Source organism: Streptomyces sp. NPDC025784, assembly GCF_055558435.1.
In genome coordinates this window covers 84399-105730 of the sequence record NZ_JBVHMN010000019.1, presented here as the reverse complement: position 1 = coordinate 105730, position 21332 = coordinate 84399, and the positions used below count along the sequence as shown (strand labels likewise).

General features: G+C 70.2%; 18 protein-coding genes and 1 riboswitch. Of the genes, 8 read left to right on the top strand and 10 right to left on the bottom strand.

Features of this window, described 5'->3' with window-relative positions:
- Window positions 1-60: 60 nt before the first annotated feature.
- The 4 genes from ACZ4IF_RS34160 to ACZ4IF_RS34145 all read right to left on the bottom strand — a co-directional run bounded on the left by ACZ4IF_RS34160 (window position 61) and on the right by ACZ4IF_RS34145 (window position 4858).
- Window positions 61-1575 carry a glycoside hydrolase family 3 protein gene (locus ACZ4IF_RS34160; RefSeq protein WP_467569913.1) on the bottom strand — a complete coding sequence of 505 codons (1515 nt, stop codon included), beginning with the start codon at window positions 1573-1575 and terminating at the stop codon, window positions 61-63.
- Window positions 1576-1584: 9 nt separating this feature from the next.
- Window positions 1585-2469 carry a carbohydrate ABC transporter permease gene (locus ACZ4IF_RS34155; RefSeq protein ID WP_467569910.1) on the bottom strand — a complete coding sequence of 295 codons (885 nt, stop codon included), beginning with the start codon at window positions 2467-2469 and terminating at the stop codon, window positions 1585-1587.
- Window positions 2466-3452 (bottom strand): carbohydrate ABC transporter permease, encoded by a 987-nt coding sequence (locus ACZ4IF_RS34150; protein WP_467569908.1) that lies wholly within the window; start codon window positions 3450-3452, stop codon window positions 2466-2468. Before ACZ4IF_RS34150 ends, ACZ4IF_RS34155 begins: the two co-directional genes overlap by 4 nt.
- A 119-nt stretch (window positions 3453-3571) precedes the next feature.
- The gene (locus ACZ4IF_RS34145; protein WP_467569906.1) at window positions 3572-4858 is read right to left on the bottom strand and encodes an extracellular solute-binding protein; all 1287 of its coding nucleotides are present in this window, start codon (window positions 4856-4858) and stop codon (window positions 3572-3574) included.
- Window positions 4859-5294: 436 nt separating this feature from the next.
- Between ACZ4IF_RS34145 and ACZ4IF_RS34140 the strand changes: the two genes are divergently transcribed.
- The 7 genes from ACZ4IF_RS34140 (at window position 5295) to ACZ4IF_RS34110 (ending at window position 13459) form a co-directional block, all read left to right on the top strand.
- Entirely contained in the window at window positions 5295-6059 is a 765-nt protein-coding gene (locus ACZ4IF_RS34140) for a GntR family transcriptional regulator (protein ID WP_028802055.1), read from the top strand.
- Window positions 6060-6304: 245 nt separating this feature from the next.
- Complete coding sequence (locus ACZ4IF_RS34135) at window positions 6305-6628, top strand: DUF3311 domain-containing protein (protein ID WP_467569902.1); 324 nt, start codon at window positions 6305-6307, stop codon at window positions 6626-6628.
- Window positions 6625-8223 (top strand): monocarboxylate uptake permease MctP, encoded by a 1599-nt coding sequence (gene mctP / locus ACZ4IF_RS34130; RefSeq protein ID WP_467569899.1) that lies wholly within the window; start codon window positions 6625-6627, stop codon window positions 8221-8223. The genes ACZ4IF_RS34135 and mctP overlap by 4 nt, the downstream gene beginning before the upstream one ends.
- 247 nt (window positions 8224-8470) lie before the next feature.
- On the top strand, window positions 8471-8995 hold the full coding sequence (locus ACZ4IF_RS34125; protein ID WP_467569896.1) for a GNAT family N-acetyltransferase: 525 nt from the start codon (window positions 8471-8473) through the stop codon (window positions 8993-8995).
- A 74-nt stretch (window positions 8996-9069) separates the two neighbouring features.
- Window positions 9070-9208: riboswitch (cobalamin riboswitch) on the top strand.
- A 135-nt stretch (window positions 9209-9343) separates the two neighbouring features.
- Complete coding sequence (locus ACZ4IF_RS34120) at window positions 9344-11725, top strand: ribonucleoside-diphosphate reductase subunit alpha (RefSeq protein WP_467569892.1); 2382 nt, start codon at window positions 9344-9346, stop codon at window positions 11723-11725.
- A 62-nt stretch (window positions 11726-11787) separates the two neighbouring features.
- Window positions 11788-12744, top strand: coding sequence for a ribonucleotide-diphosphate reductase subunit beta (locus ACZ4IF_RS34115; protein ID WP_467570140.1), 957 nt, complete (start codon window positions 11788-11790; stop codon window positions 12742-12744).
- 259 nt (window positions 12745-13003) lie between these two features.
- Window positions 13004-13459, top strand: a complete 456-nt coding sequence (locus ACZ4IF_RS34110) for a hypothetical protein (protein WP_467569889.1) — start codon at window positions 13004-13006, stop codon at window positions 13457-13459.
- On the opposite strand, the gene ACZ4IF_RS34105 is transcribed toward ACZ4IF_RS34110, so the two are convergent.
- Window positions 13420-13659: a hypothetical protein gene (locus ACZ4IF_RS34105; RefSeq protein WP_467569886.1), complete on the bottom strand. Its 240-nt coding sequence runs from the start codon at window positions 13657-13659 to the stop codon at window positions 13420-13422. The genes ACZ4IF_RS34110 and ACZ4IF_RS34105 overlap by 40 nt on opposite strands.
- Before the next feature lie 94 nt (window positions 13660-13753).
- Here ACZ4IF_RS34105 and ACZ4IF_RS34100 point away from each other — a divergent pair, with 94 nt between their 5' ends.
- Window positions 13754-14719 (top strand): helix-turn-helix domain-containing protein, encoded by a 966-nt coding sequence (locus ACZ4IF_RS34100; protein WP_467570137.1) that lies wholly within the window; start codon window positions 13754-13756, stop codon window positions 14717-14719.
- 24 nt (window positions 14720-14743) lie between these two features.
- Here ACZ4IF_RS34100 and ACZ4IF_RS34095 read toward each other — a convergent pair whose 3' ends face one another.
- The 5 genes from ACZ4IF_RS34095 to ACZ4IF_RS34075 all read right to left on the bottom strand — a co-directional run bounded on the left by ACZ4IF_RS34095 (window position 14744) and on the right by ACZ4IF_RS34075 (window position 20855).
- Entirely contained in the window at window positions 14744-16153 is a 1410-nt protein-coding gene (locus ACZ4IF_RS34095; RefSeq protein WP_467569884.1) for a bifunctional albaflavenone monooxygenase/terpene synthase, read from the bottom strand.
- The gene (gene cyc1, locus ACZ4IF_RS34090) at window positions 16150-17235 is read right to left on the bottom strand and encodes an epi-isozizaene synthase (protein WP_359489621.1); all 1086 of its coding nucleotides are present in this window, start codon (window positions 17233-17235) and stop codon (window positions 16150-16152) included. The genes ACZ4IF_RS34095 and cyc1 overlap by 4 nt, the downstream gene beginning before the upstream one ends.
- 367 nt (window positions 17236-17602) lie before the next feature.
- Complete coding sequence (gene def, locus ACZ4IF_RS34085) at window positions 17603-18253, bottom strand: peptide deformylase (RefSeq protein ID WP_467569880.1); 651 nt, start codon at window positions 18251-18253, stop codon at window positions 17603-17605.
- Window positions 18254-18386: 133 nt separating this feature from the next.
- The gene (locus ACZ4IF_RS34080; RefSeq protein ID WP_028802046.1) at window positions 18387-19367 is read right to left on the bottom strand and encodes a tetratricopeptide repeat protein; all 981 of its coding nucleotides are present in this window, start codon (window positions 19365-19367) and stop codon (window positions 18387-18389) included.
- A gap of 219 nt (window positions 19368-19586) precedes the next feature.
- Window positions 19587-20855, bottom strand: a complete 1269-nt coding sequence (locus tag ACZ4IF_RS34075) for an HD-GYP domain-containing protein (RefSeq protein ID WP_467569877.1) — start codon at window positions 20853-20855, stop codon at window positions 19587-19589.
- Window positions 20856-21332 lie beyond the last annotated feature (477 nt).

Below are 21332 nucleotides of genomic sequence, written 5' to 3'. Positions count from 1 at the left end.
CACACGAAGGCGCCGGGTGCTCCTCCCCCGAGGGCACCCGGCGCCTTCGCACGTCGTGGGTCAGGCCCCGACGACGACCTCCGCCGCCGCCTGGCCGCACACGCGTGCCGCGCCGTGCGTGGCGATGTGCAGGGCGCCCCGGGGCGCGGCCTGGGGTACGCCCATCTCCACGACAACGGTGTCAGGACGGGCGGCGAGCAGGGCGTCGAGAGCGCCCGCCATCCACGGGTGACGGTGTTCGTCGCGCACGACGGCGACGATGCGGCGGGTTCCCGCGGCCTCGAGGGCGGCGGGGCCCGCGCCCTCACCGGTGAAGCTGCCCGTCTCGGTCCCGGGAACCAGCCGGGCCAGCTCCGCGGCCACACCCCAGGGGGTCTCGTCACCGACGGCGATGTTCGCGACCGGGGTGAGAGCGGCGACGTACGGGGGCTCGGTGAGCGGGGCGTACGCCTCGGAGTGGGTGACCGTGAGCGCGCGGCGGGCGGCGACCAGGCCGATCCCGGCCCGTTCCGCCGTGTCCGCGGCTGCCGCCTCGCGTGCGGCGGCGGCCGTCCAGCCGGCCAGCGCCCGCACCCGGGCGGCGGCGTCGGCGAGCCTCTCCTCGGGGAGGTCACCGCTGCGGACCGCCGCGACGAGGGCGTCGCGCAGGCGGCACACGGTCTCTTCGTCGGCGAGTCCCCCGCCCACGCAGATCGCGTCGGCGCCGGCCGCGATGGCGAGGACGCTGCCGTGTTCGATGCCGTACGTCGCGGCGATGGCCTGCATCTCCATGCCGTCGGTGACGATGAGGCCCTCGTAGCCGAGTTCCTCGCGGAGCAGGCCCGTGAGGATGCGGCGGGACAGGGTGGCGGGCCGGTCGGGATCCAGCGCCGGGACGAGGATGTGCGCGCTCATCACGGCCCGGGTGCCCGCGGTGATCGCGGCGCGGAACGGGGCGAGTTCACGGGACTGGAGCACGTCGAGCCCGGCGTCGATGCGCGGCAGCGCGTGGTGCGAGTCGACGGCCGTGTCGCCGTGTCCCGGGAAGTGCTTCGTGCAGGCCGCGACCCCGGCGGACTGGAGTCCGGTGACGTAGGCGGCCGTGTGCCGGGACACCAGCTCGGTGTCGGCGCCGAAGGACCGTACGCCGATGACCGGGTTGTCCGGGTTGGAGTTGACGTCCGCGGACGGCGCCCAGTTGAGGTTCACCCCGCAGGCGGCCAGGCGGCGGCCGAGTTCGCGGGCGACGTCCCGGGTGAGCGCGACGTCGTCCACCGCCCCGAGTGCGTGGTTCCCGGGGAAGGAGGACCCGGTGCGCACCTCCAGGCGGGTGACGTCGCCGCCCTCCTCGTCGATGGCGACGAGGACGTCGTCGCGCTCCGCGCGCAACTGGGCGGTCAGGGCGGCCAGTTGCTCGGGCGAGGCGATGTTGCGGCCGAACAGGCCGACCGAGGCGAGGCCCTCGCCGAGGCGGCGGAGCAGCCAGTCGGGGGCGGTCGTGCCCGTGAAACCGGGCTGGAGGACGGTCAGGGCGTCGCGTGTCGGACCGTCCTGGGCCGAATTGGACGCGGTGGTACCACTGGCGAGTGTCGTCATCGGGTGGCGTTATCCCTTCACGGCGCCCGCGGTCAGCCCCGCGGCCATCTTGCGCTGGACGATGAGGAACAGGACGACGATCGGCACGGCCATCATCGTGGAACCGGCCATCATCGGGGCGTATTCGGTGCCGTGCTTGGTGGTGAAGTTGCCGAGCCAGACGGTGGCCGTCTGGTTCTTCTGGCTCATCAGCATGAGGGCGTAGAGGTACTCGTTCCACGCCTGGATGAATCCGTACACGGACGTGGCGACCATGCCGGGGGCGAGGAGCGGGAAGACCACGCGGACGAAGGCGCCCGTGCGGCTGCAGCCGTCGACCATGGCCGCTTCCTCCAGCTCCTTCGGGATGTTGACGATGAAGCCGCGCAGCGTCCAGACCGTGAACGGAAGGATGAAGGTCAGGTACGTGATGATCAGGCCGGAGAGCTTGTCGTACTGGTCGAGGTCGTTCAGCAGCAGGAAGACCGGGATGATCATGGCGACCAGCGGGACCATCTGGACGGCGAGGATGCCGACGATCACGATCTTCCGGCCGCGGAAGGCGAAGCGGGAGATGGCGAGTGCGGCGAGCAGGCCGACGGCGACGCCGATCACGACCACCGCCAGGGAGACGATCAGGCTGCGGCCCACCGGTCCCCAGAAGTCGGCGATGTCGAGGGCGCGGCGGAAGTTGTCGAGCGTGAGCCCGGTGGGCAGCAGGCTCGGATCCGGGTCGATGGCGTCCTTGGCGGGCTTGAACGCGGTGTTCAGCATCCAGTAGACGGGGAATCCCGCGGTGACGAAGACGAGCAGTCCGAGCAGGTTCCAGCCGGTCTTGGACTTGCGGGCCTTGGCCGGCCCGGAGCCCTCGCGCTGCGGGGAGGACGTACGTCCCGGGGTGGCGACGGCGCTCATTCGACCTCTCCGATCTTCAGCATCTGACGCATGTACACGGCCACCACGCCGAGCAGGAGCAACACGGTGAGCAGGGCGATCGCCGATCCCTGCGCGTAGTCGTTGACGACGAACGCGCGGTCGTAGGAGTAGGTGGTGAGCAGCTGGAACTCGGCCTCCGGGTGGCCGCCGCGCATGACGAAGACCTGCGGGAAGACGCCCATGTCCCAGATGACGGAGAGCGTCGTGAGCATCACGACGATGGGCTTGAGGATGGGCAGCGTGACGTACCGGAAGACGCCCCAGGAGCCCGCCCCGTCGAGGCGTGCGGCCTCCTCCAGTTCCTTCGGCACCTGGGTGAGCCCCGCGCTGAGCGTGATGACGACGAACGGCACCGCGCCCCAGACCACCAGGAGCATGATCACGGCCAGTCCCTGCGGACCGCTCGCGAACCAGTTGTGGCCGATCATGTCGACGCCCGGCAGCTTGCTGAGCAACGCGTTGAAGATGCCGTAGTCGGAGTCGAAGAGCCACTTGAAGACGGTGGTGGCCACGATGATCGGCATGCCCCAGCTGGCCACCAGCGCGATGTTGATGAGCGTCTTCACCCAGCCCGAGACCCGCTGGAGCAGCAGGGCGATCAGCATGCCGACGACCATCGTGAAGATGACGGAGCCGGCCGCGAAGACGAACGTCCGGACGACCACGGCCCAGAACTCGCCGTCCCCGAGCACCTTGCTGAAGTTGTCGAAGCCGACCGACTCGGCGGGCTGGAAGCCCCACAGCTGGGACTGTCCGAACTTCTGGAAGGACAGCGTGACCAGGCGGACGAGCGGATAGCCCAGGACGAGCGCGAGGATCAGCAGACAGGGTGCGAGCAGCATCCAGGGAAGCGCGGCCCCGCCCGGGCTCCGCCGTGCGCGTGGCGCTTTCGGGACGGCTGGTGGCGGTGCCTGCCGCGGGGGCGGCACCTTGGCAGGGGTGGTCGTGTCTGCGGCACTCATCGCGCGCTCCTCAGCGGTCCCTCTGGTCGTACGTAAGCAGAGCCCCGCACGGCCGTGCCGTACGGAAGGCAGGGCCCCGCCCCTCCGTGGCGGAGGACCGACGGGGCCCTGCTCTCAGGTCACTTGGTGTTGATGACCTTGTCGATCGCGGCGTCCGCGTCCTTCGCGGCGTCCTCGACCGACTTCTTGCCGGTGCCGATGCTCTGCAGCATGGTCTGCAGGACCTGGGCCTTCTCGACCTGGCCCCAGCCCGGCGCCATCGGGACGAACCAGTTGGACTCGGCCGCGGTGGCCGGGACCTCCGTCTTCGGGTCGCTCTTCAGCGTCGCGAGGTCGGTCTTGTTGTTGGGCAGGTTGCCCTTGTCCATCAGGCCCTTCTGGCCCTTGGCGCCCGTGAAGGCGTTGATCCACTCGCCGGCGACGGCCTGCGCGTCGGACTTCACCGGCACGGCGAGGTCGGAGCCGCCGAGGAACACGGGGAGGTTCTTGCCGGACGGGCCGGGCATCACGAAGTTCTCGAGGTTGCCCTTGAGCTTGCCGGTCTTGTCGTTCTTCGGGTCCTCGGAGGTCGCGCCCTCCCAGGCGGCGCCGAAGATCATGCCGGACTTGCCCTGGCCGTAGACGATGTAGCGGTCGGACTCGTCCTTGGTCTTGTCGCCGTGCATGTACTTGTCGACGACGTTCTTGAACTCGGTGAGGCCCTTGATCGACTCGGGCGAGGAGAGGTTGGCCTTCCACTGGCCGCCCTCCTCCTTGGCGATGGAGCCACCGGCGTCGTAGACGAAGGACATCGCGGCGTACCAGTCGCGGGTGGGCTGGTACCAGGCGTTGAACTTGTCGCCCTCCTTCTTCTGGATCTTGTCCAGGGCGGAGGTGAGGTCCTTGTACGTCTTCGGCGCGGTCTTCACGCCGACGGAGGCGGCGAGGTCCTTGCGCCAGTTGCCGACGCGGCCACCGGCGTAGTACGGCACGCCGTAGGTCTTGCCCTCGTACGTGACCGAGGCCTTGAGGCCGTCCAGCCAGGCGTCCGAGTTCTCGAACTTGCTCGCGTCCAGGGGAGCGAAGGCGCCCTTGACCATGTAGCCGAGCATCTCGGTGTTGCCCATCTCGACGACGTCGGGGGCCTTGTCGGTGGCCAGGACCGCGTCGAGCTTGGTGTTCTTGTCCGGCCAGCCGTAGTACTCGTGGTTGATCTTGATGCCGGGGTGCTTGGCCTTGACGGCCGCGTCGGCGGCCTTGACCAGCTCGGGCCAGTTGTTCTGCGCGTCGACGGTGAGCCAGACGGTCAGCTCCTTGGCGTCCGCGCCCTTGTCCGACCCCCCGGACTTGTTGTCACTGTCCCCGCATGCCGCGATGGAGACCATCATGCCCGCGATACCGATCGCGGCTATCAGCTTGCGCTTCACGCCACCCTCCTCAGGGATGCCACAAACCCCCCTGCCTCCCCGCGGTGACATACGCCGTACCGCCCGTGGGGCCGGGACTGGACCAATGGTGTAGACCAGTACGGGGAGCTTGGCCTAGACCTAAGGGGGTGTCAAGACATTCGCGGGCACCCCGACCGTCCGTTATGGGACCTACATATGCAGGGACCTTTAACTAGGTAATCCGCATATCGGGCAGGTCTGTTCAAGCGTCCGGCCCGATGCCCCGACCGGACCACCCGCGCGCGGCGCACGGGCCGCGCGTCCGTGATGGACTAGACCAACGAGTGAGCCGACGGTATATAGAGGGGATCACGGAAGGTGCGGGGGGTACTCGCACATGAAGCCGTGCCACGATGTGAGCCGTGGCCGATGCGTAGGTCGGCCGCTTCGGCATCCGGAGCCGGGAAGGCAGAGCATGAGCACCGACGTCAGCAGTGCGGAGAACGAGGGTGGCGCGCCCATCCGTACCGCGCGCGTGCCCAAGTACTACCGCCTGAAGAAGCACCTGCTCGACATGACGGAGACCCTGCCGCCCGGCACGCCGGTTCCGCCCGAGCGCACCCTCGCCGCCGAGTTCGACACCTCGCGCACCACCGTGCGGCAGGCCCTTCAGGAACTGGTCGTCGAGGGCCGCCTCGAACGCATCCAGGGCAAGGGCACCTTCGTCGCCAAGCCGAAGGTCTCCCAGGCGCTCCAACTCACCTCATACACCGAGGACATGCGCGCGCAGGGCCTCGAACCCACCTCGCAGCTCCTGGACATCGGCTACATCACCGCCGACGAGACGCTCGCCGGCCTGCTCGACATCTCGGCCGGCGGCCGGGTGCTGCGCATCGAGCGGCTGCGCCTGGCGAGCGGCGAGCCGATGGCGATCGAGACGACCCACCTGTCCGCGAAGCGCTTCCCCGCGCTGCGCAGGTCGCTCGTCAAGTACACCTCCCTCTACACCGCGCTCGCCGAGGTGTACGACGTCCATCTCGCCGAGGCCGAGGAGACCATCGAGACCTCGCTGGCCACCCCGCGCGAGGCAGGGCTGCTCGGCACCGACGTCGGCCTGCCCATGCTGATGCTCTCCCGCCACTCGCTCGACAAGCAGGGCGAGCCGGTGGAGTGGGTGCGTTCGGTGTACCGGGGCGACCGGTACAAGTTCGTGGCCCGCCTCAAGCGCCCGCAGGACTAGGGGCTTCGTTCGGATCAGCTCGGGTCCGCCGCCCCGGGACACCCGGCCGGCGGCGGAACGGGCCCGCGCAGCCCGTCGGGAGCGGCGTCCGGGACGCCGCTCCGGGTGCTGTCGGGTTGACGGGGCGTCGCGGTCTCATTGCTGTTGGGGACCGATATGCGGACGAGGGGTTCCGCTTTGCTGACGCCGTCGCCTACATTGCCTGCGCGTTACACAGGTGATCAGCGAGGGGACGGAGTCGCCGTATGTCAGATGTGCCTGAAGTGAAACCACCGGTGGTCACGCCGGTACGCGTAGTGATCGCCCTGTGTCTGCTCGCGCCGTTCGTGGCGATGCTGTGGGTCGGCTCCTACGCCAAGGCCGACCCGGCCTTCATAGGCATCCCGTTCTTCTACTGGTACCAGATGGCGTGGGTGCTCATCTCGACGGCGCTCACGATGGTCGCGTACCAGCTGTGGCGGCGTGACCAGCGGGTCCGCGCCTCCGCCGCCACCCGCACTTCCACCAAGGGCGCCCCGGCCTCCGCCGAGGGTGCCGAAGCATCCGCCGAGGGGAGTGCCGGAGCATGAAGGACGGCGTCAACGGCGTCGCACTCGGCGTCTTCATCTTCTTCTTCCTGGCCGTCACGGTCGTAGGGTTCCTGGCCGCGCGCTGGCGCAAGGCCGACAACGAGCACAGCCTCGACGAATGGGGACTGGGCGGACGGTCGTTCGGAACCTGGATCACCTGGTTCCTGCTCGGTGGCGACCTGTACACCGCGTACACGTTCGTGGCCGTACCGGCCGCCATCTACGCGGCGGGCGCGGCCGGCTTCTTCGCCGTGCCGTACACGATCCTGGTCTACCCGCTGATCTTCACCTTCCTGCCGCGCCTGTGGTCGGTGTCCCACAAGCACGGATACGTGACGACGTCCGACTTCGTGCGCGGCCGCTTCGGCTCCAAGGGCCTGTCCCTGGCCGTGGCGGTCACCGGCATCCTGGCGACCATGCCGTACATCGCGCTCCAGCTGGTCGGCATCCAGGCCGTCCTGGACGTGATGGGCGTGGGCGGCGGCGACAACACGAACTGGTTCGTCAAGGACCTTCCGCTGCTCATCGCCTTCGGTGTGCTGGCCGCCTACACCTACTCCTCGGGCCTGCGCGCCCCGGCCCTGATCGCGTTCGTGAAGGACACCCTGATCTACATCGTGATCGCGGTGGCCATCATCTACATCCCGATCAAGCTGGGCGGATTCGACGAGATCTTCAAGGCGGCGGGTGACAAGTACACCGCGGCCGGCGCGGGCGGGCTCGTGCCGCCCGAGGCGGGCCAGTGGACCTATGCCACGCTCGCGCTCGGCTCGGCGCTCGCGCTGTTCATGTACCCGCACTCGATCACGGCGACGCTGTCCAGCCGCAGCCGCGAGGTGATCCGCCGCAACACCACGATCCTCCCGCTGTACTCGCTGATGCTGGGCCTGCTCGCGCTGCTCGGGTTCATGGCGATCGCGGCCGGGGTGAAGGTCACCAACGGCCAGCTCGCGATCCCGCAGCTGTTCGAGAACATGTTCCCGGACTGGTTCGCGGGTGTGGCCTTCGCGGCCATCGGCATCGGCGCGCTGGTCCCCGCGGCCATCATGTCGATCGCCGCCGCGAACCTCTTCACGCGCAACATCTACAAGGACTTCATCAAGCCGGACGCCACTCCGCAGCAGGAGACCAAGGTCTCCAAGCTGGTCTCGCTGCTGGTGAAGGTGGGCGCGCTGGTCTTCGTCCTCACCATGGACAAGACGGTCGCCATCAACTTCCAGCTCCTGGGCGGCATCTGGATCCTGCAGACCTTCCCGGCCCTGGTCGGCGGCCTGTTCACACGCTGGTTCCACCGCTGGGCGCTCCTCGCCGGCTGGGCCGTGGGCATGCTCTACGGCACGATCGCCGCGTACGGGGTGGCCTCGCCGACGCAGAAGCACTTCGGCGGCAGCGCCAAGGAGATCCCCGGCATCGGGGAGATCGGCTACATCGGCTTCACGGCGTTCACCCTGAACGTGGTCGTGACGGTCGTCCTCACGTTCGCGCTGCGTGCGTTCAAGGCCCCGGACGGCGTCGACGAGACGTCCGCCGAGGACTACACGGCGGACGCGGGCGACCCGGGGGTCGAGGTGGAGCTGCCGGTGGCGGCCCACTGACCCGGCGGTTCCACACTCCGCGGCGCCCCTCGGTCAGGGGGGCGCCGCGGTCTTTTCGCGCCCGCCGTCCTGCCGTCGTACGGCGGCAGGCCCCACCGCCCGGACCTGGGGGCCCGCCCGGGCCGTGAGGTCCGTCGACTCCACCGGGGCCGACGACTCCACCGGATCCGGCGGGGCCGACCGGCGCCGCTGCCCCGCCCCCGGGAATTCGGCGGCCCTCCCCCGCGATCTCCCCCAGACTGTGCGCATGGACACAGTCATCCGCGTCGCGCATCCCGAGGAGTACCCGGGCCTCGGCGAGATCACCGCCCAGGCCTATCTCCGCGACGGGCTGCTCGACTTCGGGGAGAGCGACGCGTACCTGGGAGAGCTGCGGGACGTGGCCAAGCGCGCCGCCGCGGCCGACGTGCTCGTCGCGGTCGAACGCGGATCCACGCCCGGCACGCAGCGGCTGCTCGGTGGGGTGACCTTCGTGCCGCGCGGCGGCGCCATGGCCGACATCGCCCGCCCCGGCGAGGCCGAGATCCGCATGCTCGCGGTCGCCCGGGAGGCACGCGGCCGGGGTGCCGGGGAGGCACTCGTCCGCGCCTGCGTCGACCGCGCACGGGCCACGGAGGGCTGCGTACGCATCGTGCTGTCCACCCAGCACTCCATGCACGCCGCCCACCGGATCTACGAGCGCCTCGGCTTCACCCGCACCCCGGACCGCGACTGGAACCCGATCCCGGAACTGGACGACATCCGGCTGCTCACCTACGAACTGACGCTCTGACAGCTCTTCTGCCACCCTCCGAAGCCGACACGACACAACATGTGGGGGTGGTCCCGCAGCCCGGCACAAGATGTATGCTCATGCTCGCTGTCGCCGCAGGGGAATCCGGTGCGAATCCGGAACTGTCCCGCAACGGTGTACTTGTGCGTGTTCGCGTCTCCGCCTGCACGCGCTGGCTTCAGTCCGAGGACCTGCCGACAGCGCACCCCGGCCGTCCGGCCCGGGTGCCGACGACGTCCGGGCCTCGCGGAATGGGCCGGTGGACGCGGTGTGCTGCCCTCCGGCCGGCGCCCCCGTGTGCCTCCGTGCCTCCCGACAGGCCCCGTGCCGAGCGAGGGAGAGCCCCACGTGACCATCGCGCCAGCCGATCCGGCTTCAGCGTCAGCGCAGCAGGCCCCGGTGGAGACGGACGGTCCCGGTACCGCGCTGCTGCGGATCCTGACCGATCTCACCGCCGACCTCCCCGACGCCGACCCCGGCCGGGTCGCGGCGGCCGCGCTGCGCGGCCGGTCCGCCCGGGCCGACGAGGCGGAGCTGCGTGAGCTGGCCACCGAGGCGGCGGCGGGACTCATCTCCGAGGACCCCGCGTACTCGCGGCTGGCCGCCCGGCTGCTGACGATCAGCATCGCTGCCGAGGCCGCCTCGCAGGGCGTCGCGTCCTTCTCCGAGTCGGTCGCCGTCGGCCACCGCGAGGGTCTTGTCGCGGACCGTACCGCGGAGTTCGTCCGCCTGCACACGGCCCGCCTCGACGCGCTCGTCGACGTCGAGGGCGACGACCGCTTCGGCTACTTCGGTCTGCGCACCCTGCACAGCCGTTATCTGCTCCGCCACCCGATCACCCGCCGGGTGATCGAGACGCCCCAGCACTTCATGCTCCGGGTGGCGTCGGGTCTCGCCGAGGACGACACCGTCCGCTCCGTGGACGAAGTCGCCGCGCTCTACCGGCTGATGAGCCGTCTCGACTACCTGCCCTCCTCCCCCACGCTCTTCAACTCCGGTACGCGGCACCCGCAGATGTCGTCCTGCTACCTCCTCGACTCCCCGCTGGACGAGCTCGACTCCATCTACGACCGCTACCACCAGGTGGCCCGGCTCTCGAAGCACGCGGGCGGCATCGGGCTGTCGTACTCCCGCATCCGCTCGCGCGGTTCGCTCATCCGCGGCACGAACGGGCACTCCAACGGCATCGTCCCGTTCCTGAAGACCCTCGACGCCTCGGTCGCCGCGGTGAACCAGGGCGGCCGGCGCAAGGGCGCTGCGGCCGTCTACCTGGAGACCTGGCACTCCGACATCGAGGAGTTCCTGGAGCTGCGCGACAACACCGGTGAGGACGCCCGGCGCACGCACAACCTGAACCTGGCGCACTGGATCCCGGACGAGTTCATGCGCCGGGTGAACGAGAACGGTGACTGGTCGCTGTTCTCCCCGGCCGACGTGCCGGAGCTGGTCGACCTGTGGGGCGACGAGTTCGACGCCGCCTACCGCAAGGCCGAGGAGGCCGGGCTCGCCCGGAAGACCATCCCGGCCCGCGATCTGTACGGCCGGATGATGCGCACCCTCGCGCAGACCGGCAACGGCTGGATGACCTTCAAGGACGCCGCCAACCGCGCCGCCAACCAGACCGCCGAGCCGGGCCACACCGTCCACTCCTCGAACCTGTGCACCGAGATCCTGGAGGTCACGGACGACGGGGAGACGGCGGTCTGCAACCTCGGTTCGGTCAACCTCGGTGCCTTCGTGGGCAACGGCGACATCGACTGGGAGCGGCTGGACGAGACCGTCCGCACGGCCGTGACGTTCCTGGACCGGGTCGTCGACATCAACTTCTACCCGACCGAGCAGGCGGGCCGTTCCAACGCCAGGTGGCGCCCGGTGGGCCTCGGCGCGATGGGCCTCCAGGACGTCTTCTTCAAGCTGCGGCTGCCCTTCGACTCGGCCGAGGCGAAGGCGCTGTCCACGCGGATCGCCGAGCGCATCATGCTCGCCGCGTACGAGGCCTCCGCGGACCTCGCCGAGCGCAACGGCCCGCTGCCGGCCTGGGAGAAGACCCGTACGGCGCGCGGTGTGCTGCACCCCGACCACTTCGACGCCGAGCTGACCTGGCCGGAGCGCTGGGCGGCGCTGCGGGAACGCATCGCCGCGGTCGGCATGCGCAACGCGCTGCTGCTGGCCATCGCGCCGACCGCCACCATCGCGTCCATCGCGGGCGTGTACGAGTGCATCGAGCCGCAGGTCTCCAACCTGTTCAAGCGCGAGACGCTCTCCGGCGAGTTCCTCCAGGTCAACTCCTACCTGGTCGCCGACCTCAAGGAACTCGGCGTCTGGGACGCGCGCACCCGCGAGGCGCTGCGCGACTCCAGCGGCTCCGTGCAGGACTTCGCGTGGATCCCCGCCGAGGTCCGGGCGCTGTACCGCACGGCGTGGGAGATCCCGCAGCGCGGCCTGATCGACATGGCCGCGGCGCGCACCCCGTTCCTGGACCAGTCGCAGTCGCTGAACCTGTTCATGGAGACACCGACGATCGGCAAGCTCTCCTCGATGTACGCGTACGCCTGGAAGCAGGGCCTCAAGACGACGTACTACCTGCGCTCGCGCCCGGCGACCCGCATCGCCCGCGCGGCCCAGGCGCAGGCGCAGCCCGAGAAGACCATCCCCGTCCAGCAGGTGGCCGACCCCGACGCCGTCGCCTGCTCCCTTGAGAACCCCGAGTCCTGCGAGGCCTGCCAGTGACGACCGCCCCGAACACCGAGAAGAACCTGCTCGACCCCGGCTTCGAGCTGACTCTGCGCCCGATGCGCTACCCGGACTTCTACGAGCGCTACCGGGACGCCATCAAGAACACCTGGACCGTCGAGGAGGTCGACCTCCACTCGGACGTCGCCGACCTCGCGAAGCTGTCCCCGGCCGAGCAGCACCTGATCGGCCGCCTGGTCGCCTTCTTCGCGACGGGCGACTCGATCGTGGCGAACAACCTGGTGCTGACGCTGTACAAGCACATCAACTCCCCGGAGGCTCGGCTCTACCTGAGCCGGCAGCTCTTCGAGGAGGCGGTCCACGTCCAGTTCTATCTGACGCTGCTGGACACCTACCTGCCCGACCCGGAGGACCGGACCGCCGCCTTCGCGGCCGTGGAGAACATCCCCTCCATCCGCGAGAAGGCCGGGTTCTGCTTCAAGTGGATGGACTCGGTCGAGAAGCTGGACCGGCTGGAGAGCAGGGCGGACCGCCGCCGCTTCCTGCTCAACCTCATCTGCTTCGCCGCGTGCATCGAGGGGCTCTTCTTCTACGGCGCCTTCGCCTACGTCTACTGGTTCCGCAGCCGCGGCCTGCTGCACGGCCTCGCGACCGGCACCAACTGGGTGTTCCGCGACGAGACGATGCACATGTCGTTCGCCTTCGAGGTGGTCGACACGGTCCGCAAGGAGGAGCCGGACCTGTTCGACGACCAGCTGGAGCAGCAGGTCACGGACATGCTGCGGGAGGCCGTCGAGGCCGAGCTGCAGTTCGCCCGCGACCTGTGCGGCGACGGTCTGCCGGGCATGAACACCGACTCGATGCGTCAGTACCTGGAGTGCGTCGCCGACCAGCGGCTCTCGCGGCTGGGCTTCGCTCCTGTGTACGGATCGGAGAACCCGTTCTCCTTCATGGAGCTCCAGGGCGTGCAGGAGCTGACCAACTTCTTCGAGCGGCGGCCGTCGGCGTACCAGGTCGCCGTGGAGGGCACCGTCGACCTCGACGAGGACTTCTGACGGATGCGCCGTGGGCGACGCCGGGCCGCTTGTGCGGCCCGGCGTCGTCGTGTCGCGCCCGCCCCGCGGCGCGCAGTCGGGCCGGCGGGCCCTCGCCGCGGTACCGCGTCCCGCGTGCGGCGGGGCCCGCGGGGGCCTTCGCCACAGTGCCGTGTCGCGCGTGCGGCGGGGCGGAAGACGCCTGGCCGTGGCACCGCGTCCGGAAGCGAGTGGATCCTGTGGCGTGGGTGGCACGTCCAAGCGGCAAGGAGGTCATCTCATGCGCCGAACGACCCACCACCGGATGCCGGCCCTCGCCGCGCTGGCACTGCTCCTCGCGGCATGCGGCACGCAGGGCGGGGGCGAAGCGGGCGGCAGCGGCACCGTGTCACCCGCCCCCACCACCCCGAAGGGCTGCGCCGCGGCACGCGCGGAGCTCGCCGCCACCGACACCGGCCGTACGTTCTGCCTGTCCGTGGGCGAGGTGATCCGGATCGGGCTGGACGGCACGTCCGCGCGGCCGTGGGCGCCCGTCAAGGCCGGCGGCAGCGGTCTGGAGGCCACCAACAGCGGTGTCGTCCTCCAGGCCGGTGACGCGTCCTCCGCGTTCAAGGCCGTCTCGGCGGGTACGGTGCGGCTCACCTCGTCCCGCCCGCTGTGCCCGAGCGATCCGGCCCGGATCTCGTGCGAGGGGCTTCAGGAGTGGGCGGTCACCGTGGTGGTGACGAAGGCCTGAGTCCGTGAGGAACGCCCACCGCCCGCCGGCGGCAGGGCCGCGCGCCCGGGGTGGTGGGCCTTCGCGCGAGAGCCTGCCTCCCTCAGCTGCCTGTCCACCCGCCGCTCGTGAGCGAGTCCGATCAGCGACGGGAGGGCCACCGCCACGAAGATGCCCAGGACGGTCAGGATTCCGACGAAGTTGTCCATGAGTGCGTTCATGGACACTAGTGTCGCGCCGTTCACTCCTTACCGGCAGTGGCAGCACTGCCGCACACCCTCGAATTACTGCCACTTCCACGGCACACTGGGGCGCATGCTGAAGAACGTGGCCGCCATCCTGCTCGACGGTGTGCATCCCTTCGAACTCGGCGTGGTCTGCGAGGTGTTCGGGCTCGACCGCAGCGACGACGGCCTGCCCGTCTACGACTTCGCCGTCGCCTCGGCCGAGGGACCGGACCTGGGTACGCACGTCGCGGGCCTCACCCTGTCCACCCCGTACGGTCTCGACCGGGTCGAGGAGGCCGACCTCGTCGTCGTCCCGGCCGGTGAGAACTTCACCGGCCGGGAGTACCCGCCCGCACTGCTGGAGGCCCTGCGCCGGGCCGTCGGCCGCGGAGCCCGCGTCCTCAGCGTCTGCTCCGGGGTCTTCGCCCTCGGCGCGGCCGGGCTCCTCGACGGACGGCGGTGCAGCGCGCACTGGCGGCACGCGGAGGAGCTCGCCCGCCGCCATCCCCGGGCCATCGTCGAACCCGACGTGCTGTACGTCGACGAGGACCCGGTGCTCACCTCCGCCGGCACCGCCGCGGGCATCGACGCCTGTCTCCACCTGGTCCGCAAGGAGCAGGGCCCGGAGGTCGCCAATGCCATCGCCCGCCGGATGGTGGTGCCCCCGCACCGCGACGGCGGTCAGGCCCAGTACATCGAGCGCCCGCTGCCCCGCTCCCCGGGCGACACGGTCGGCGACGTGCTGGTCTGGATGGAGCGGCACCTCTCCGAGGACGTGACCGTCGAACAGCTCGCGGCCCGCGCCCACTTGGCGCCGCGCACCTTCGCGCGCCGATTCCAGCAGGAGACGGGCACCACCCCGTACCGCTGGATCCTGCGCCAACGGGTGCTGCTGGCACAGGAGTTGCTCGAGGCCACGGACGAGACGATGGATGCGATCGCGAGCCGGACCGGGTTCGGCAACGCGGCCGCCCTGCGCCATCAGTTCGTCCGGAGCCTGGGCACCACCCCGCAGACGTACCGGCGCACCTTCAGGGGCCCGCGGGCCGCCTGACGGTGCGCCGGTGGGCGCGCGGGATCAGCGCGGACGTGCTGTGAGCAGCAGCTTGTGCGGGCGCAGGGTGATGCCGACACGGGTCGTGTCATTGGACCCGGACACCTGCTCGTAGTGCCAGCGGGACGCCACGGTCGCGGTGATCAGGGTGAGCTGCGCCATCGAGAAGTGGTCGCTCGGGCACTTCCGGTTGCCCAGACTGAACGGGCGCATCGCGTACTTCGGGATGTCCTTGGACCGTTCCGGAAGCCAGCGCTCGGGATCGAAATCCAGGTGCTGCCGGTACGAGCGGGGGTCACGCTGGATCGCGTACGGGCTGTAGACGATGTCGGCACCGGCCGGAATGCGATAGCCGCCGAGCTCGGTTTCGGTCACCGCCCGCCGCGTCAATATCCATACCGCGGGGCACAACCGCATCGCCTCGACGACGACATTGTTCGTGTGGGACAGCTTCCGGACGTCGTCGAATCCGACGGGCCGGTCCCCCACGACGGATTTGACCTCTGCGGCCACCTTGTCCGCCTGTTCCGGATGTTCCGCGAGGACCTGGAGGAGCCACATGATCGTGGACGCGATGGTTTCGCTGCCGGGCGTGAGTATCGCGACGACTTGGTCGTGGATCTCCTGTTCGTCGATGAGGTCGCCGTTGTCGTCCTTCGCCTCCAGCAATGCCGTCAGCAAATCGTCCGGCTTTTGACCAGATGACCGCCGTTCGTCGATGATCTCGTCGACGAGGTCATGCAAATCAGCCAATGCGTGGTCGAATTTACGCAATGGGGGGAGGGGCAGCCGATAGAGCGGCCCCGCCGGGATGACCATGCGTCGGTACATGCCGCGGAACACGGTCGTGAGCGCGACGCTCAGCCGTTCCGCACGCTCGTCCATGAACTTGCCGCGGAGCAGGCAGCGGGCCGCGATGCGGACGGCGACACGGAACGACTCCGAGGTGCAGTCGACCGTCGTCCCCGGCTCCCAGCGGGCCGCGAACGCACGCGCCTCCTCCTCCATGATCGGCCCGTACTCGGGGATGATGTCGGCCCGGAACGCCGGCTGTATGGTGCGCCGTTGCCGCCGGTGCTGTGGTCCGTTGGCGGTCGCGACACCCTTCTTGCCCAGCAGTCCTTCGAGGGACTCCCACAGCGGGCCGCCGATCTCGTAGTCGGGGTCGAGCGCCAGCGCCCCGGTGAGCGCGGGAGTGGTGACGGCGTACACGATCTTGGGACCCAGCTTGAGCCGGACGACGTCGCCGTGGTCGCGCAGCTGGGCGAGGAAGCCCAGCGGGTCGCGGACCAGTTTCCAGCCGTGGCCGAGCCCCGGCACACCGCCGCCCGCGAGGGGCGGGACGGACAGCTCCGGCGCTCGGGGGGCCGGAGTCCGCGGGGGTGCCGCCCGGTCGGGCGCGGCCGAGAGCTCGGGGGATGACTCGACGGTCATTTCTCACCTGCCGCTTCATTGTTGACGTACGGGGGTGTGGAGCGGTCGTCCCAGTTGTCGACCATGTACCGGCCCGACTCGTGGTGGAACCAGTACACGGAGCTGAACCAGTTCCGCATATTTCCGATGCACGCCCTGACGGCGACGCCCGTCGCCTTTTCCTCCACGGTGCCGTCCATGAAGGAGTCGGCGAGCCGTAATGCGTCCCGTTCGGCGACGAGGAATTCACTGATGCATTCCTCGACGCGCCGCCTGATTTCCGTGACCGCCTCTTCGAGTGTCAGCCCGTCGTGATGAATGAGACTGATTCCGAGATTGTGGACCTCGTCACCCGCTATTTCCTTGGGGAGCGAACACAGATCGTTGTACCAGGCGGCGAATTCCTGACTGAGCAGTGCCGCGCGCTCATAGGCCGGGTGTTTCCGTACGGCGACGGGAAGTTCGAACTGCGCGCTGGGCTCCAGCAGATCGGTCCAGATCCAGTGCGCGAATGTCAGTCGGCGTAGTTCCAGGTATGCGTCGACCGTGGGGACGGTGCCGGACGTACGGTTGCGGAATTCTCGGTCGTACGCCTCGATCACCGCATGGAAGTGGAGTGCGAACCGCTCGTTCCACTTCTTGCCGAGGAACGAGTACAGGCGCACCATGCTGTCCGCGAACCCCGCGACCAGGGGATCGGGGTGGTGCAGGTGGTCCCCGGGGGAGTCGAGGGCCGCGTGGAGCCGGAACCTGAGCCTGCGCCAGGCGTCGGCCCGGCCGTGGATCACGTCCCGGTCGTGGCGGTCGTCCCAGACGAAGAACCAGGCGCTGTAGTCCGCTATCGCCTGCATGACGTCGTCGGGGGCGCCTATGTAGTAGCCCGCCATGAGGTCCGTGTAGCACAAGCCGTCGGCATATTCCTCGACCTTGTCCGCCGGCATGAGCCGTTTTTCGAGGAGCCAGGTCCTGGTCTTCTCCTGGAGCCTGGGCCAATACGGGTGCAGTTGACGGGGAAACTCTGACTCGATCACCGGAAGAGAGAGCGCTGGTGGAACCGCGACCGCTGTCGGTGTCGATGAAGTGCCGTGTGAGAAAGCATGCACGAACAAACCCCTCTCAGCCGCCTGTTGGCGGTACGCCCCTCCCTGTGCCGGGCGTGCGCCGTTGCGTATCCCCGCACTTCCCATTCAGCACCACAACTGACCGTTCTGGGAACGGATTTGCTTCACTCACTACCCCACGATGCCGAGAATCTCCCCTTGTGTGACTGAATATGGATCACTAGAGGAGCACATGGGATCGAACGTGCGACGCACACGCGAACGGCGCCTGATCAGGGAAGGTTCCCTGATCAGGCGCCGTTCGAGAGGGCTCACGAGAGGCCGTGAGTCCCACCTGTCATTTTCTGTCTCAGTCGTTCGCGAGGGCGGACGCCGGGTGGCCGGGCTCCCGGGACGGTCGCCGGACCGTTCAGTCGTTCGCCACGACCGGGTAGCGGGGCTCGTTCTCGGCCATCTGCCGCAGCGCGTCCTTGCGCTCGCGCTTGGAGAGACGGTCGATGTACAGGTAGCCGTACAGGTGATCCGTCTCGTGCTGGAGGCAGCGGGCGAAGTAGCCGGTGCCCCGCACCTTGACCGGATTGCCCTTCTCGTCCTGCCCGGTGACCTCGGCGTAGTCGGGACGGGCGAGCGGCGCGTACGCGGTCGGCACCGAGAGGCAGCCCTCGTTGCTGTCGTCCAGACGGCGCAGCTCGGCGGGCAGTTCGACGAGCACGGGGTTGCAGACGGCCCCGACGTGCCGCTTGCCCTCGTCGTCCATGCAGTCGTACACGAAGACCTTCAGGTCTACGCCGATCTGGTTCGCGGCCAGGCCGACGCCCTCGGCGGTGCGCTGGCTGGCGAACATGTCCGCGACCAGCTGGTCCAGCTCCGCGCCGAACTCCGTGACGTCCTTGCACTCCTTGTGCAGCACGGGATTCCCGACGACCGTGATCGGCCGCGAGGTCCCGCGCTCGCGGTAGGCCGTCTCGCGCTCCTCGCAGTCCTCGGTGTCGATGACGAAGCCGTCGTCGTCCACGGGGAGCACGCCCGCGTGCTGCTGATCGGTGTCCTGCTGCGCCATGACGACGTACGCCTTCCTCAAACCTTGGGAAATTCTGCGAGTACAGCCTACGGGGAGCGACCGGGTGACTTCCCGGCGATCCCGCGGGACGGTCGCACCCCGGCCGGCTTCCGCGGCCGTCGGAGCAGCGCGCTCAGCAGACCTCTTCCAGGTCCCGCCAGTCCCTGGAGTCGGGGCTGTCGGCCACCCAGCCGTCCAGCAGCCCGCGCACCAGCGAGGCCGGTGCCGCGAGACCGCACTCCCGCTCGGGCACCCACAGCTGCCCGTCGGTGCGGTGACCGAGCGGCCCCGGGTGGCCCGGTTCGCTGTGGTCGTGCGGGTCCAGGTGCTCGCCGTCACCCTCGTCGGACGGCATCCGCGACTCGGAGCACATCCGGCACAGCAGCCGTACGGAGGACGACCAGTCCTCGGCGGCGAAGCCCGCGTCCGCCGCGAGCTGCTCCAGCGCGTCGCGGTCGTCCTCGGTGGCGGCCTCCAGGAGAACCACCCAGGTGGGGACGGGTGAGGGCGCCCACAGCTCGATCTCGTCGAAGACCGGGTAGGCGTGTCCGGCGGCCGTGGTCCGCTCCCCGTGGGGCACCCCGTCGTGCAGCACGACCTCGCCCCAGCGCCGTCCGGAGGACGGCAGCGGAATGGACAGCACCTCCACGCGGGCGGGGTCGAGCCGCCGCCCCCACACCACCTCGGCCTCCCCCTCGGGGGACAGCCGTACGGCAGCGCTGCCGAGGTCCATGCCCACCGGCTCCCCGGAGACCGCGGCGCCGCCCGGCACCCGCAGCCCGTACGCCTGCCAGGCGCGCCGGGCCAGCGGCCAGTCCTGCAGGGCGGTGGCCGCGATGCCCACGTTCCACCAGTCGGGCGCCCCGGTCTCCCGGTCGAGCAGCGCGACGGCCCGCAGGCCCGCAGCCCGTGCCTGTTCCCAGTCGTGGCGGAACTTGTGCAGCAGAGCCAGGTTGAACCAGGACTCGGAGAGCCACGGCTCCAGGTCCGCGGCGCGTGTCAGCAGCGCGCCCGCGTCCTCGTACCGGCCGTCGCCGATCAGCGTGAACGCACGGTCGGTGGCCTGCCGCCATGAGGCGGAGGGCCGGTGCCGTCCCTTGCCGAAGATCCTCACGATTCCCGCCTGCCAGTTCCTTGCGTATCCCGCCTGCTGGTCCTTCGAAGAGTCCCTTGAAGACAGTGCAGCCCCGGGCTGGCCCGTGCCCCCGAACACCCTCTTCCTCGCATCCAACCACGTACCGTCGGACGGGCGCTCATTACCCATGGGTTACCCCGCCCGGGGCGAGGTCAGACCGGCCGTCGGTGCCCGGTCGCCGTCCCCGGTCCGAGGCTCTCACCCGTCGGCCCTGTTCTGCGACAGCACCCTGGCCAGCGACTCCACCACTTCCGGCTGGTAGTCGTGGGCCGTGGCCAGCCGGAGTCTCTCCAGCGCGGCCAGCGGCCCTCCGGGTCCTGCTTCCCGGGCCATCTCCTCGTATGCGTTCACGGTCCGGACGATCCGCGCGATCATCGGCTGCTCCCGGTACGGGTCGGCCTGCCGCTCCACGACAACGGCGACCTCGGCGTCCACCCCGGTCTGGCGGACGACGGCCCCGCCCAGCAGTGCGATGCGCCGCTGCTCGTCCGCGGACAGCGCGGCGGTGGCCCCGGCGGGCACGGGGTCGACGAGGCTGAGCTGGCCGATGTCGTGCATGAGTGCCGCGTACTCCAGCACGACGAGGTCGGGCGCGGTGAGCCCGAGTTCCCGGCCGACGGCCCGGCTGAGGGCCGCCACCCGGCGTGCGTGCCCCACGGGCGTGTACCCGGCGATCTCGGTCGCCCGTGCCAGGGAGGCGATGGTCTGCCGGTAGGTGACCCGCACGGCCGCGTACCGGCGGAAGGAGAGCTGGGTGAGCAGCAGGGGGAGCGAGAAGACGGGCAGGGCCCACAGTCCGACCACGGCGACCGCCAACGACATCACGGCCCCGGTCGCGCAGACGGCCGATCCGATGCCGAGCGTGGCCCGCAGTTCGTCCCGCAGCAGCGGCCCGAACGGCCACCGCGCGCGCGAGTGCGCCATCGCCGCCGTGAGCACGGCGTCGCACAGCGCGGTGAGCACCAGCAGGGCGACCAGGAGCACCGCGTACGCCGGACCGCCCCACTCCAGCAACCTGCCCTGGTTGTACAGGGGTTGGAAGCAGACGGCGGCGAAGGAGACGGTCAGCACCCGCCGGGTGAGGTGATCCGTGGTGGGCGCGTGACCCCTGGCCACGTGCGGCACGCTGCCGAGCAGCGTGGCGGCCGACACCACGGCGACGACCTGGAGGGCACCGTGCTCGCTGGACCGTCCGGCCTGCTCCCCGAGCAGGGCGTACGACAGGGCCGCGGCGGCACCGAGCGGCGCGGACTCGCGTTCCTCGGCGCCGCTCCAGCGGGTGAGTTCCCCGAGGGTCACGAGGAGGCCGAAGGCGAGAGCGGTGCCCCGGTCGTCGAGCCCGTTCCACAGCGTGGAGGCGAGGGCGACGAGTCCGAGCAGGGCGGCACCCGTGCGGGCGACGGCACTGAACGAGGCGGTGCCCGAACGGGCGAGGGCGGGCGCCGGGAGCGGCCGGGACAGGCTCATGGGCCTCTCCCGATCCCGATGTCCTCGGGGCCACCCCGCGCACCGTCCTCCTGCGCCGCACCCTCGCCCGGCACGGCGCCGGGCGCCGCGCCCTCGGCGACACGCGAGCCACCCGCCCGGGGCCCGGCGGTACGCGGGCCACCTGCCCGGGGCCCGGCGACACGCGAGCCGCCGACCCGGGGTTCGGTGACACCCGGACCGTCCGACCGCGTCCCGTTCAACCGCGGACCGTACGCCGGAGAGTCAGCCGCACCCGAGCCACCCGCCCGGGGCCCGGCGACACGCGAGCCGCCGACCCGGGGTTCGGTGACACCCGGACCGTCCGACCGCGTCCCGTTCACCCGCGGACCGTAGGCCCGGGTGCCGGTCTCACGCGGACCGTCCGCCCGGGGCCCGGCGACACGCGAGCCGCCGACCCGGGGTTCGGTGACACCCGGACCGTCCGACCGCGTCCCGTTCACCCGCGGACCGTAGGCC